Source organism: Streptomyces sp. NPDC001157, from assembly GCF_053598255.1.
This window is the reverse complement of the sequence record NZ_JBSFJW010000025.1, coordinates 86,749-100,952: the sequence shown is the minus strand read 5'-3', so window position 1 is coordinate 100,952 and position 14,204 is coordinate 86,749. Positions and strand designations below refer to the sequence as shown.

Here is a 14,204-nt window from a genome sequence, read left to right as displayed (position 1 = left end):
GGCTTGTAAAGGGCGTCCGGCGCTGCCGGACGGGTCCTCGGACTGCCCGCCGAGAACTTCTGGCACCCCGTCACCTGCGGTAGATCGTGATCGAATGCCCGACGTCGTCGACCGGACGACTGCTGTGGATCAACGCGGCCAGCCGGCCCCGCGCCTTGGCCACCGCCGAGTCCGACACGACCAGCAGCCCGCGCACCTGACGCGCGGGCACCGTGCGCGGATCGGACGCGTCGATGCCGTAGTACGACGGCACTCCGCTGCCCTTGTACATCAGCCAGATCCGCTCGCCCCGGTACCGCCCGTGCAGCCGGTCGGCGAGCCGGCCCAGGTCCTGGCCCCAGTCCACATTGGAGTCGTGCAGCCGCAGACGAGTCTTGGCGGGACCCCCGAACGCCTCGTTTGAGTACGGCAGATAGTACGGATACGTCAGCAGCGAGCTGACCGCGACGAACAGCACCAGCGCTCCCGTCGCGAGCGGCGCCCACCGCCACCGCACGGCGAGCACACAACCGGCGGCCACCGCCAGGAACATCGGCACGAAAATCGCGTACCGGGTCCCGAAGTCCCGCGACCCGGTCATCGCAGCGGCCAGCAGCACACCGGCGGGCACCAGCACGTACGGCGCCGCGGGCCGCAGCCGCCGTACCGCCACCAGCGCCACGGCACCGGCGGCCCACAGGGCGAGCATGCCGAGCGGCGTCTTCACCAGCAGCGCGGCCGGCAGGTAGTACCAGCGGGACCCGGTGTACAGATGCCCGAACAGGAAGCCCTGCCACGGGTAGTTCTCCAGACCGAACTGGATGCGCATCCCGTCCCGGTAGGAGGCCGGCAACGGCAGCAGCCGCACGAGCAGCCCCTTCAGCCCGTGCACCGCGGGCACGGGCTGCTCCGGCGTCCACCGCAGCCGCGGGTCGACCACCAGATACGACGCCCATACGACGGCGACGGCGGCCACCGCCACCACGCCGGCGCCGAGGGCCGCTCGCCCCGCTGCCGTGCGCCGGTCCCGGGACTGCGCCTGCCACAGCGACCAGGCGGCCAGCGCCAGCAGCACCGGAACCGCCGGGAGCACGCTCATCTTGGTCGCCAGTCCGGCGCCGAGCGCCACTCCGGTCAGGGGGACGTACAGCCGGGGCCGCCGACGTGCCCGCCACAGCAGCCAGGCCGAGGTCAGCACGAACCCTGCCGCCGGTACGTCGAGCGTGGCCAGCGAGCCGTGTGCGATCAGGTCGGGGGAGAAGGCGTACAGGGCGAGGGCCGCCAACCCGGCCGCGGAGCCCGCGAGTTCACGGGCGAAGGCGAACACGACAAGCCCGAACAGCAGCGTCAGCACGATCATCGGGAGGCGCGCCCAGAACATCAGCCGCCACGGATCGTTGCCGGACTCGTACAGCAGATGCCGTCCGAACTGCCCCTGATCGCCTTGGTACGAGGTGTCGACGTGCGGAGCGGCGATCGCCACCCCGGCGGCGATGACCAGCTTGCCGAGCGGCGGGTGCTCGGGGTTGAGACGCACCCGGTGCTCGTGCAGATAGTCCGCGGCCGTGGCGACGTAGACGGGTTCGTCGATCGTCGGGGTCTGCTGCACGGCGGTGGTGACCATCGCCGCGGCCATCTGGGCCAGCAGCACGACGACGAGGAGCGGCACCAGCCACCGCCTGCGCGGGCGGGGCGACCGCTCGGGGGTCGTCGCCCGCGGCGGCGGGTGTTCCTCGTCGTCGTGTGTGCCCGGTTCGAGGACCGAGTGCTGTTCGTGCGCCATCATCCGCCCCGCGGTGACACGGACCGCGAGGGGACGGGAGCGATCCGGGCCCATCCCATGGGCCCTACTTTCGCATCAGCTCCCGCCTCCCGGGCGTTACCGCTTCAGGAGTCGTACCGACAGACCTTCCGTCGTGTAGACGGGTACGGCCCGCAGTCGGTCGGAGTTCAGCTCGATGCGCTCGAACTGGCCGCGCAGCCCAGCAGCGGACAGGACCCGCACCGTGCTGCCCGCGGCCGGCGGCCGGTCGGCGTCGAGGTGCAGCGTCAGGACGCTCCCCATGCCCAGCACCGCCCGGCGCGTGACCTTCAGGGCGGGCTGCTGGCCCGACCGGAGAGTGACCTCCAGCGCGCCCGACTCCTGCGCGTACACGCCGTGCACCTGCGCGGACCGATGCAGCCGCAGCGTGCCGCCCGACACCCGGACCTGGCCGTGGCCCAGCGCGTGGGACGAGGCGGCGACCAGCACACCGTCCTTCACGACGGTGCCGCCCGTGTACTTGTTGTGGCCGGTCAGGGTGAGCGTGCCGCTGCCCTGCTTGGTCAGGCCGCCGTCGCCGCAGATGTCGTTGCGCCAGCTGTCGGCCGCACCGAAGCCGCCCGCCGCCGCGTCGAGCGTGACGGTCACCTCGGACTCGAAGGTGCCGTAACCGTCCGCCGCGGCGAACAGGTTCAGCCGGCCCCACTGCTCGAAGCCGTCCAGCAGCACATACCCGGAGGGCAGCGCGGTCGTGCGCAGCACCTCGCGCCGCTGGTCCGCGTCCAGGTACGGCAGCCGCGTCTCCAGCAGCACCTCCGCACCCTTCGGCACGGTCAGCGGCTCGCTGCGGCCGTGACGGGTCAGTACGTACGTCAGCCGGCGCCGGACCGCGCGGGCGTTGGCGTCCCGGTCCGCGTACGGGTCGGTGTCGTCCGAGTGCGCGTAGGCGTACAGGGTGTCGGCTGTGGTGCCGGTCTGCGCTTCGAAGTAGGCCAGGGCCTGGGCGCGGGCCGCGGCCTTGAGGGCGGCGTTCGCCGGGTCGGCCAGGGTGGCGGCGGCCAGGGCGGTGGCCATGATGCGGCCGCCCATGACGTCGACGGGGGAGTGCATGCCCGACATGATCCGGGTGTGGGCGAGCTCGAAGGCCCGCGTCACCAGCTCCTGGAAACGCTCCGGCACGGCGTACGCGTAGGCCAGGCCCGCCAGGTGGAAGGCGTTGGTGTGGCCGCTGGGGAAGCCGCCGTCGTCCGTCGGGGACATGTTGCGCTGACGCAGCAGCTGGGGCGCGACGACCACCTTCGAGTCGTACACGGGGTAGCCGAGCGCGTCCTTCGCCCCGGTGTCGACGACCTCGCTGTCCTCGTTCATGCGCCAGGGACGCGGGTACTGGTAGGCGTACTTGGACGGGTTGCCCGAGGCCCAGTTGCCGCGCAGCGTGTCCACCAGCTCGGCCACCTTGCCCAGCGCCGAGTCGTGCGAGCCGGCGCCGAGCGCGGAGCCGGCCGGGGCGTCCGCGGGGACCGCGTCGTCGATCTTGGCGGGCGGTGTGCCGTCGGGGGCGCTGGTGATCGACGTGACCGCCTTGGCGCCCGCCTTGTACAGGTCGGCCAGCGGCCCCAGGCCCGCGATCATCGCGTAGCTCTGGTGCTGGCGGTCGTAGAGGAAGGCCTCCTTCGCCTGCGCGTCCGTGCGCGCTCCGGTGACGCGGGCGCAGTAACACATGTTGGCGCGCAGTATCTCGGGCCGCAGGGGCGTGCCGGTGTTCCAGGCGCTGCCGGTCTTCCATATCTGCGCGAAGCCGCCGAGCACGCGGACGACCGCGTTGGTCTCGGGCGTGAGGTTCGTCGGGAGGTTGGTCCTGTAGTCGTCGACGAAGGCCGCGGGAGCCGTGGCGGCCTTGGCGTCGGCGGCGCCCAGCCACATCACGAAGGTGGGCGCGGCCAGCACACCGGCCGAGGCGCCCAGCGAGGTCTTGAGGAACCCCCGCCTGTTGACGGTGAGCCGACCGGCCTTCGAGGAGGAGCGGTGCCCGGCAGGTGACGGCATGCGTGTGCCTCTCTTCAGTTCTGCGGCCCTGCGGCCGGGGAGGAGATCGTGCGATCAGAGGAGTTTCGCGGGACGCATGAGATGTGCGAATCCGGTGCGTCCCGTGAAGCTTTGAGCGAAGATCTACGGCCGGGTCCTGTCCCGTCGGCGGTTGCCCGGCGGCCGTGACGTGTCGTGCAGGTGAACTAAGCGGTCCGGCAGGGCCCTTCAAGGGGCGCGGGGCTGTGACATCAGCGGCTCCGCCGCCGGGCGCGATCGGCCACGACGGCGCCGCAGCCGATGCGAAGGCCGGTCGTAGCACTCCGGCGCGGCGCCTGGCGGCGTCCTGCTCACAAGAGCGAACGCGCCAGGGTCACGGCACCTTCCACGGGTGGCTCCCGCAGCGGCTGCGGACGTGCTCCCGGCACGGACCGCGCGAGCGCTGTGGCGAACGCGCCGTACAGGGCGGCCTGGGAGAGGACGGTGCTGCCCGCGACCACCACGTCGTCCACCACGACCCCGCGCGCGGCGAGCCGCTCCACGAGCGCGGCCAGCGCACGGCCGGCCTCGGTGATCACCGCCCGGGCGAGCGGCGAGCCCGCCTCGGCCGCCGAGAACACGACCGGCGCATGCCGGCCCCACTCGGCGGAGACGTCCGTGGCGCTCTCCAACGCGGCTCCGAGCGCCGGTACCTCGGAGACGCCGAAGGATGCGAGGAGACCCCGGGCGAGTTCGTCGGGCTGCTCACCGCGGTCGTGCGCCGCCCATGCGGCCCGTGCGGCCTCGCGGACGAGACCGGCCGCGCCGCCCTCGTCACCGAGGACCGCGCCCCAGCCGCCGACCTGCACGGAGGTCCCGTCGGCGAGCCGGCCCACCGCGACGGATCCGGTGCCGGCGACCAGGCCGACCCCCTTCTCCAGCCCCGCGGCAGGCACCAGCAGTTCGGCGTCGCCCACGACCAGTGCGGGCGCGTCGAAGTGGAGTTGCAGGGCGGTACGTATCTGGGCGCACTGGCGCGGAGTCTCACAGGCGTGGCCGCCCACGGCGACGGCCGCCGGGCGTGCACCCGTCGGCAGCGCGTCGGCGACCAGCGCGGCCAGCCAGCCGGCGGCGGCCACGGGGTCGTGCGGCCGCCAGCCGCTGCTCGTCCGGACATGGTCGGCGACAAGCTCCGTATCGGCGTAGGCACGCAGATGTGTCTTGGTGCCACCCACGTCGATGCCGACCACGAGGGGCGTGGAGTCCTGCACGGAACCTCTTTTTCGTCGTTGCGCGGGGCGCGACGGTTGGGCGAACCGTGCCTGAGATTACGGGAGTTGGTGAACTAGGGAAGCCCCGGGACAGGCTTCTGGCGGACACGGCAGGCGAGTACCGTGAAGTTCGTTAGGAAGTTAACTAACGAAGTACAGTGCGTCAAGAGGCATCGCGCACTTGACCACTGAGCGGCCCGTGACCCGTGGGAGAACTGTGATACACGACGTGGCGGAAGCCCCCCGTCTGACCGAGAGCGCAAGCGCCGTATTTGCCGTGCTCGCCCAGGCGGGTAGCGCGACGCGGCCGCAGCTGGCGAGTCTGGCGGGTCTGTCCAAGCCGACCGTGTCCTCCGCCGTCGCGGAGCTGGAGAGCGCGCGGCTCGCGGCCCACTCCGGCACCGCCTCCGGCGGCACGGGCCGTTCCGCCGCCGTCTACGGTCTCGGCCCGGCCGCCGGGGCCGTGCTCGCCGTCGATCTGGGCCCCGCCCTGACCAGGGTGCGCGGCTGCGCCCTGGACGGCACGCTGCTCGCCCAGGCCACCGGGACCCGGGAGGAGGCCGCCGACGTGGTGCGCGAAGCACTTGCCGCGCTGCCCGCCGGGGCCCCGCTGCGCACCGTCGTCGTCGCCGTCGGCGATGTCACCGCGCGGGAGAAGGAGGGCGCCCGCATGCGTCCCGCGACGGCCAAGGCGGGCCCGGTCTTCGACGCCATGGCCGTCGCGCTGCCGCCCGGAGTCCCCGTCCACCTCGAGAACAACGTCAACTGCGCCGCCCTCGCCGAACTGCACGAGGGCGCCGCGCGCGGCCGGCACACCTTCGGCTATCTGCGGATCGGCGTCGGTATCGGCCTCGGCATCGTGGTCGGCGGGCAGGTGCTGCGCGGAGCCAACGGCGCCGCGGGTGAGCTGGCCCGGCTGCCCTACCCCTGGGACGACGGCCGCGAGCCGCGCCACGAGGCCCTGGAGGAGTACATCGGCGCCCGCTCGCTGCTGCGGCGGGCGGCCGAGGCCTGGCCGGACGAGGACGGCCCGTGCCCGCGCACCGCCGAGCAGCTCTTCGCCCTGGCCGGTCAGGGCCGGGCGGCGGCCCGCGCCGTGATCGGCCGCCATGCCACCGACGTCGGCCGTCTCGCCGCCGCCGTGACCGCCGTACTGGACCCGGGACTGATCGTCCTGGGCGGCAGCACCGGCGCGGACCCGCAGATACTGCCCGGTGTGCGGGCCGAGCTGGCGCGGCTGAGCTGGCCCACCGAGGTGGTCAGCAGCACGGTCGGCGATCTCGGCACGGTCGTGGGCGCCGCCCGGCTCGCGGTGTCGCGAGGAGTCCAAACCGTGACCGAGGCCGCGGGGGCTAAGGATTGACGGCCTCCGACTCGATCTGCCAATGTCCGGACAAGCGCTTTCTAGGTCGGCCGGGATGCCGACTCCGGGTGAGCCTCCCGCCCGTACACGAAGTACGGCAGTCGCACGAGGGCGTGCTCGTGCGACGACGGCCCTCATGGCCGGGGACGCCACCCGCTCCAGGCGACGCGGCCGGGCGAGGCCGTGCCCCCGGAAAGCGATATTTCCTGCAAAATGCACCCGTGCCGCCTCGGCTGGCGCCGTGCTCCGTCCAGTACGACGAAAAGGGATGAAAATGACCAGTGTGGGTGTGCGGCGCTCCCGCCGACTCGGCCGCGGCGGCATACGTCGCGTGGTTCCCCTCGCTGCCGTGGCCACGGCAGGTGCCCTTCTGCTCACCGCCTGCGGCGGGTCGGGGTCCGGCTCCGGCGGGAACTCCAAGTCCCTGACGTTCTGGATCTCCACGGTTCCGGGGCAGGACGCGGGCTGGAAGAAGCTGGTGGCGCAGTACAAGAAGGAAGCCGGCGTCGACGTCAAGCTCGTCAACATCCCCTACGACGGCTACACGACGAAGCTGCACAACTCCGCGCAGGCGAATGCCCTGCCCGACGTGGCGGCCGTGCCGGCGCTGGACCCGATCTGGTCGAACAAGCTGATCGACCTGAGCTCCATCGCCGGCAACAAGAGCTACAACATCAACGCCAACTTCCTGGCGAAGGACTCGTCCGGCAAGGTGCTGGCCATCCCCTCGGACGTCACCGCGTCCGGTCTGTTCATCAACAAGACGCTCTTCAAGAAGGCCGGCGTCTCCTTCCCCACCTCGCCCTCGAAGACCTGGACCTGGACCGACTTCATCGCGGCCGCGAACAAGGTCCGGGAGAAGACCGGCGCCAAGTACTCCCTGGCCTTCGACCAGTCGCCGTCGCGACTGCGCGCCATGGTGTACGAGATGGGCGGAAAGTACGTCCACGCGGACTCCTCCGGCAAGTTCTCGGTGGACGCCGCGACCAAGAAGGCCGTGAAGACCTTCGTCGGATGGAACGACGACAAGACCATGCCGAAGTCGGTGTGGACCAGCGGCGCCGACCCGTCCGCGATGTTCCAGAGCGGTGACGTGGTCGCCTACTGGTCCGGCGTGTGGCAGGTCGCCGCCTTCTCGGACAGCATCAAGAAGTTCGACTGGGCGAGCGTCCCGACCCCCGCCCAGCCCGTGCAGGCCAGCGACGTCAACGCCGGCGGCCTGATGGTGGGCTTCAACAACAACGGCGCCGCGGCCACCGCCGCGAAGAAGTTCATGACGTGGGTGTACGACCCGAAGCAGTACACCGAACTGGTCGAGAGCTCCGGGTTCCTCCCGGTCGAGAGCGGTCTGACCCCGAACTACCCCTTCAAGTCCGACGCGGCGCAGGCGGCGTTCAAGCTGTACAACGAGGAGATCCCGCTCTACGCCCCGATCTCCGGCTACTTCAACGGCGCGCAGACGGAATGGGCGCTGAAGGGCAAGAGCATCACCACCGATCCGACCAAGACGGAGCTCGGCAAGGCGGTCAACGGCCAGCAGTCGTCCGACAAGGCCCTGGAGAACATCGTGGCCGGCTACAACCAGCAGGTCGGCGGCGGATCGTAAGCCATAGGGCCGGGGGGCGGTGTCTCGACAGCGCCCCCCGGCCCTTTACGCCCCCACGATGCCGGGCTCATGGCGTGAACCCACCGCAATCCATTCCACCAGCACGGAGTCAGGAAGATGACAAAAGGCGCCTCGGACGTGTCCGCGAGCCCGCCCAGGAGACGCAGTAAGTACACCCTTGCGCCGCTCGTCCTCATCGCGGCCAATGTCGTGCTCTTCTCGCTGTTCTTCGTCTGGCCGGCGGTGATCGGGCTCGTCTACTCCTTCACGAACTACACGGGCGTGGGCGCGTTCCAGTTCATCGGACTGGACAACTACCACAACCTGTTCGGGGACTCCACGTTCTACGACGCGCTGACCCGGACGGTGCTGTACACCGTGTTCTTCGTGCCGCTGAACTTCGCGCTCTCGCTGCTCGCCGCCAACCTGGTGGTGAGCAAGCACGCCAAGGGCACGTCGGTCGCCCGCGTCATCTTCTTCATCCCATGGCTGCTGTCGCCCATCGTCGTGGGTGTCCTGTGGCGGTGGCTGTTCGGAGAGAACTTCGGACTGGTCAACTACATCATCGAGAAGCTCGGCGGAAGTGCCGTCCCATGGCAGTCGAACGCGGACCTGTCGCTGCTCGTGGTGGTGATGGCGGCGTCCTGGATGTGGACGGGATTCACGATGCTGCTGTTCATCGCGGCGATCAAGAACGTACCGGTGTCGTACTACGAGGCGGCCTCGCTCGACGGCGCCGGACCGTGGCGCCAGTTCTTTAACATCACGCTGCCGAGCATCGCACCCACCTCGTTCATCGTCGTCCTGCTCAACACGATCAACGCGATGAAGGAATACCCGGTGTTCGTCGCCCTCAACAACGGCGGACCCGGAACGTCGAACAACCTCCTTGTCCAGTACATCTACCAGACCGGCTTCCAACGGGGCCAGATCGGCTACGCGAGCGCCGCTTCGTTCGTGCTCATGCTCATCCTGATGGCCGTCGCGATCATCCAGCTGATCGTCAACCGGCGGGTGGAGAACCGATGACAACCACAGACATGCCTCGCAAGGTCGACGCCGGTCCCGGGCGGGCCGTCTCCAAGAAGCGGCCCGGCGGCGCGGCAAGGGGTGGGATCCGGCAGGCGGTGTCCGCGACGACACTGCTGTGGATCCTCGCGTGCCTCTACGGGCTGCCGGTGCTGTGGTTCATCCTCAGCTCCCTCAAGCCGGCCAGCGACCTGTTCTCCTATCCGCTGTCGCTGGTTCCGCACCACCCCACCCTGTCGGGCTATCTGACGGCCTGGCGCAGTGCCAACTTCTCCCAGTTCTTCATCAACACCGCCATCGTGTGCGTGATCACGACGATCCTCACGGTGGGAGTGAGCTGCTGCACCGGGTACGCGCTGGCCAAGTACGACAACAAGTGGCTCAAGGCGTTCTTCCTCTGCATTCTGGCCACCACGATGCTGCCGGGCGAGGTCATGCTGGCCCCGGAGTTCCTGGTGGTCCGCAACCTCGGCCTCTACAACTCGTTCGCCGGCATCATCCTCCCGGCGGTGCTCACCGCGACCGGCTGCTTCATGTTCCGCCAGTTCTTCCTGACGGTTCCCGACGAACTCGTGGAAGCCGCTCGCATCGACGGCGCCCGCGAACTGTCGATCTTCCTGCGGATCATGGTGCCGCTCTCCCGGCCCATCATGCTGACCCTCGCGATCCTGTCCTTCCAGTGGCGGTGGAACGACTACATCTGGCCGCTGCTGATGCTCAACGACCCCAACAAGTTCACCGTGCAGATCGGCATCCAGAGCATCGTCGGCGCGCAGAACATCAACTGGTCGGTGCTGCTCGGCGCATCGGTCATCTCCATGATCCCGCTGATCGTGATCTTCCTGGTCTTCCAGCGCTACGTCATGGGCGCCGACATCAATGCCGGACTGAAGGACTGACCTTGACCGCCCTGCTCGACCACGAGTTCGTCCGCGCAGCGGCGCTCGCCGCCGACGGGTCGGCCGGCCTGCTCGAGGCCGACCCGTCGGCGGAATTCATCGGGCCGCACCGCGCCCTGGCCCGGCGGGTGAAGACCCTGGTCGCGGCGTACCGCTCGCCGGAGTCGGCCCTGCACGGCAGCGAGCGGGCCGTCGCCGCCGCGCTGATCCACCTCCGTGCCCTGCGGTCCCTGCAGACGGCCTCCGGCCTCTTCGCGGGCGGGGACAACGTGCAGTCGCCGCCGGACTCCGCGTTCACCGTCAACGACGTGTGCGACGCGCACGTCCTCGCTGCGGGCGCGGGGCCGGCACTGGCCGACGTCACGGCGGCGCTCGCCGACATCGCGGGCGCCGCCACCGGCCCTCTCCTGACCGGCGGGGTGCACACCCCGAACCACCGCTGGGAGCTGTCCGCGGCGCTGGCCCGGCTGCACCGCTCGTTCCCCGACACCAGGCTGCTCGCCCGCGTCGAGGAGTGGCTCGCCGAGGGCGTCGACATCGACACGGAGGGCCTGTACTCGGAACGCAGCGCCGTCTACGCGTCCATCGTCACCAACCCTTCGCTGCTGTTGCTGGCCGAGGTGCTCGGGCGCACCGACCTGCTGGACGCCGTCGAACGCAACCTCGCCGCGACCCTGGACCTGATCAGGCCGGATGGCACGGTGGAGACCGTCCACTCGCGCCGCCAGGACCAGAGGCTGTCGTTCGCGCTCTGGCCCTATCTGCCGCACTACCGGCTGCTCGCGATCCGCACCGGCCGGGGCGACTTCGCCCGCGCGGCCCGCCTGGCGGCCGCCGACGGCATCAAGGACCCCGACCTGCTCGCCCAGACCCTCCTCACCCCGGATCTGTGCCGCGCCCTGCCGGCCCCGGACGCCGAGAAGCTCCCGCGCGACCGGTACCTCCCCACCGCACGCCTCGCCGCACATGTCTCGGCCACCGCGCACACCGTGGTGTACGGCGGCTCCGACGTGCCCGAGCACCGGCGCGTCCGCTCGGGCCTCGCCTGCAACCCCACCTTCCTGCGCCTGTTCGCCGGTGCCGCCGTCCTCGACGCGGTCCGCCTCTCGCGGGTGTTCTTCGACCTGGGCCCGTTCCGCGCCGCCGACATGGAGCAGCTCGCCGACAACCGGTACCGGCTCACCCAAACCCTCACCACCGCCTATTACCAGCCGCTCCCGAAGGACCTCAGGCGCGACGACGGCGCCTACCGTCTGGTGGACGAGGGCCGCTTCTCCGCGGCGATGGCCTTCCCCGACCGCCCTCAGGACGAGGTCTCCCACACGACCCGAGTCGAGGTCGACCTGCGGGAGGACGGGGCCGACCTGCGGATCGACATCAGCGGCCCATCGGTTCCCTGGGCCCTCGAACTGACCTTCCGGCCGGGCGGCGAGCCGCAGGGTGCCGTACCGCTCGGCGACGGACGCTGGTGCCTGACGACCGAGCCGTTGACCTACCGCGTCGGCGACGACGAGATCCGGGTCGAGGCCGCCGTCGAGACGGGCGAACCGCTCGCCGGGCCGGACCGGAGCGACGTACTGCGCTACGACCCGGGGCAGGACTACACCGTTGTCGGCGGCACAGACGCGACGACCGGGAACCGCGTCTACCTCGGTGGCCAGGGCCCGCAGACCCTGACGGTCGCACTGCGCGCCCGCCGAGCCGAACCAGTCGTGTGACCCCGACGACCCACGCCATGGCCACCTCAGGCATGAAGGGCTGATCCCCGTGCACCTCCTCCACCAGCGCAGCCCCCTGCACGACCTCCCCGACACCCCGGAGGCCTACGACGCGGTCCTCGCCGACGTGGTCGAGCAGGCTCTGCGGCGGATGACGCCGGAGGGCAGCCTCGAACGCCCCGACTGCGTCGACGACATCGGCGACACCTCGCTCGGCATCACGTCCCTGCTGGTGCTCGCCCTGCAGCGCACCGAGGACCCGAGGCTGCCGGAGGCGGTGCACCGCAGCCTCGCCTTCCACCTGAACGAGCGCGTCTACACCGAGGACAACCCCGGATACCCGAACCTGAGGATCCGCAACTCGGGCTTCCCGTACGCCCGTTACGTCCTGGAGGCGGGCGCCCATCCCATCGGCGACTGGCCGAGCACGGTCTGGGCGCTGCTCCAGGCGGTCAACATCCTCGGCGCACCGGACGGCCTGATCGACGCCGGCCGGCGCGCCCAACTGCTTGACGTGGCACGGGGTTACTGGCGCTGGCTGACCGAGGTGACCTTCTTCAACCCGCAGGAAGCCGGCAACCAGGCCATCGGCTGCGTGGTCGGCGGCCTGATGCTGGCACGCCATCTCCCGCCGGAGGAAGGAGAGCCGGTCCGCGCCCGCGCGATCGGCCTGTACACCGAGAAGATCCGCGCCCACCGGGTACGCGACCGGGGCGCCCTGCTGCCTCCCGAGCACGGCGGCGCCTACGACAACAACTACGGCCCGATCTCCCTCTCCTTCCTCGCCCAGGCGCACCGGGTCAGCGGTGAGGAGATCTTCGCGGAGGACGGCGACGCGCTGGCCCGCTACATCGACGCCCGCCTCACCGGCGGCGGCTTCGACAACGGCGGCCCCCGCTACAGCGAGCAGCACTCCGGCTTCGAATCGGTCCTCGGCCTGCGCTACTTCAGCCGCCGGATCGGCTCCGACCTGGGCCGCTACCGGGGCGACACCCGCTGGGGCCGGCACGCGGCGGGGCCCGACGGCGCCGTCGACGGGCACTTCGCGTGGATGCTGGTCTGGCAGATCCAGGACTCCACGCGCTGGCACCGCACGCCCTCGACCGAGCCCGTGCGCCACCAGCTGCGGGCGGGCACCGTGTCGGTGGCCTTCGACGACCGTATGACCCCGTCGGTCGTCGAGGCGGGTGGCACCTACTACCTGCCTGCGGCCGTGAACCGTCAGCACGGCTTCGGCCCGGTACTGGACGGATTCGTGTTCTGCCGTCCCATGGGCGAGGTCCGGGTGCGGGACGTGCGCACCGACGGTCTGGCGGCGAAGCTGGTCACCAAGCCGGTGGTCGGCCGCGACCACGTCCTGCGGCACGTCCGGTCCCTCTACGTCACCGACGGCACGAGCCTGTGGACGACAGTCGCCGTGGAACGCCTGCCCGGAGAGCCGTATCTGCTCGCGGGCCTGCCCTACGCCGCCGACGACGGCGACCGGGTGCGCCGGACGGCCGAGGGCGCGGTGGCATCGGCGGGCACCCTCCGGCTGACCCACCCGCAGGCTCCGGGCGCGGAGCACTTCGACGCCCGCGCGGAACTCACCCAGGAACAGGCGGCGTTCGCGCTCGCCGCCGACCCGCGCGGCTACGGCAACCCCGACGACGGCTGGCGCCACCTGGTGAGCTCCACCGCCCTGGAAGCGGGCCCGATCGCGGGTGCCCCGGATGACCTGCATGTGTTCGCCGTACGGTACGGCTCCGAGGGGCCCCTCACGGTGTCGGTGGAACGGGAGGGCGAAGGGCTGCGCATCGCAACCTCCGCCTTCACCGTGGTCATCGGTGCCGACGACGAGCGGGGGGAGCCGGAGCTGACGCTGCGCGCGGTCAGTTCTTGAGGGCGAGTTCGCCCACCGCGACCACCAGGTCCGCCCGGTCGCGGGTCGCGGCGACCAGCTCCGCATTGTGCTGGTCGCTGCGCAGCACCCAGGCCACCGCTTCCTCGTGCCCCTTGCCGAACTCCTCGTGCCGGGCGATCAGCCGGCGCAGGCGCTCTTCTTCGTCCAGTTCGCAGAACCACACTTCGTCGAGCCGGCTGCGCACGCGGGGCCAGGCTCCCGTGTCCAGCAGCAGGTAGTTGCCCTCGGTCACCACCAGGCGGGCCGTCGGCGGCACCGCGACGGCGCCCGCGATGGGCTGCTCCAGCTCCCGCTCGAACCCCGGCGCGTACACGACGTCGCCTTCTTCGCTCTCGCGCAGGCGGGCCAGCAGGGCCGCATACCCGGCCGCGTCGAAGGTGTCGGGCGCTCCCTTGCGGTCCCGGCGGCCCAGCCGCTCCAGCTCGACGTCGGCGAGGTGGAAGCCGTCCATGGGGACATGCGCGACCCACGGCTGCTCCGCCGCCCCGTTCAGCTCCCGCACCAGGCTCTCCGCGAGGGTCGACTTGCCCGCGCCCGGGCTGCCGGTGATGCCCAGGACGGCGCGACGCCCGCCGCGGGGGAGAGCGCGGGCACGGGTCAGCAGATCGTCGAAGGTCAGCGGCACACGGCAGAGTCTGTCACCCGGGCGGCGGTGCGATGAACTGCGGCG

At 71.0% G+C, this 14,204-nt stretch carries 10 protein-coding genes; 6 read left to right on the top strand and 4 right to left on the bottom strand.

Translation table 11 applies throughout. From position 1 onward, the window contains the following. Positions 1-70: 70 nt before the first annotated feature. The 3 genes from ACWDAG_RS33280 to ACWDAG_RS33270 form a co-directional block, all read right to left on the bottom strand. A complete protein-coding gene (locus tag ACWDAG_RS33280) occupies positions 71-1,816 on the bottom strand; it encodes an ArnT family glycosyltransferase (protein ID WP_450699268.1) in 1,746 nt (581 codons plus the stop codon). 42 nt (positions 1,817-1,858) lie between these two features. Then, on the bottom strand, positions 1,859-3,787 hold the full coding sequence (locus ACWDAG_RS33275) for a phosphatase PAP2 family protein (RefSeq protein WP_450699267.1): 1,929 nt from the start codon (positions 3,785-3,787) through the stop codon (positions 1,859-1,861). 329 nt (positions 3,788-4,116) lie between these two features. Then, on the bottom strand, positions 4,117-5,016 hold the full coding sequence (locus tag ACWDAG_RS33270) for an N-acetylglucosamine kinase (protein WP_450699266.1): 900 nt from the start codon (positions 5,014-5,016) through the stop codon (positions 4,117-4,119). Between the two features lie 229 nt (positions 5,017-5,245). Here ACWDAG_RS33270 and ACWDAG_RS33265 point away from each other — a divergent pair, with 229 nt between their 5' ends. The 6 genes from ACWDAG_RS33265 (at position 5,246) to ACWDAG_RS33240 (ending at position 13,513) form a co-directional block, all read left to right on the top strand. Continuing rightward, complete coding sequence (locus tag ACWDAG_RS33265; protein WP_450699265.1) at positions 5,246-6,379, top strand: ROK family transcriptional regulator; 1,134 nt, start codon at positions 5,246-5,248, stop codon at positions 6,377-6,379. A gap of 274 nt (positions 6,380-6,653) precedes the next feature. Next, positions 6,654-7,985 (top strand): ABC transporter substrate-binding protein, encoded by a 1,332-nt coding sequence (locus ACWDAG_RS33260; protein WP_450699264.1) that lies wholly within the window; start codon positions 6,654-6,656, stop codon positions 7,983-7,985. 117 nt (positions 7,986-8,102) lie between these two features. Next, a complete protein-coding gene (locus ACWDAG_RS33255; protein WP_450699263.1) occupies positions 8,103-9,014 on the top strand; it encodes a carbohydrate ABC transporter permease in 912 nt (303 codons plus the stop codon). Beyond that, positions 9,011-9,913: a carbohydrate ABC transporter permease gene (locus ACWDAG_RS33250; RefSeq protein ID WP_450699262.1), complete on the top strand. Its 903-nt coding sequence runs from the start codon at positions 9,011-9,013 to the stop codon at positions 9,911-9,913. The genes ACWDAG_RS33255 and ACWDAG_RS33250 overlap by 4 nt, the downstream gene beginning before the upstream one ends. Before the next feature lie 2 nt (positions 9,914-9,915). Next, positions 9,916-11,631, top strand: a complete 1,716-nt coding sequence (locus tag ACWDAG_RS33245; RefSeq protein WP_450699261.1) for a hypothetical protein — start codon at positions 9,916-9,918, stop codon at positions 11,629-11,631. Between the two features lie 49 nt (positions 11,632-11,680). Continuing rightward, positions 11,681-13,513, top strand: coding sequence for a hypothetical protein (locus ACWDAG_RS33240; RefSeq protein ID WP_450699260.1), 1,833 nt, complete (start codon positions 11,681-11,683; stop codon positions 13,511-13,513). Here ACWDAG_RS33240 and ACWDAG_RS33235 read toward each other — a convergent pair. Beyond that, entirely contained in the window at positions 13,503-14,159 is a 657-nt protein-coding gene (locus tag ACWDAG_RS33235) for a nucleoside/nucleotide kinase family protein (RefSeq protein WP_450699259.1), read from the bottom strand. The two genes, ACWDAG_RS33240 and ACWDAG_RS33235, sit on opposite strands and share 11 nt — an antisense overlap. Between the last annotated feature and the right edge of the window lie 45 nt (positions 14,160-14,204).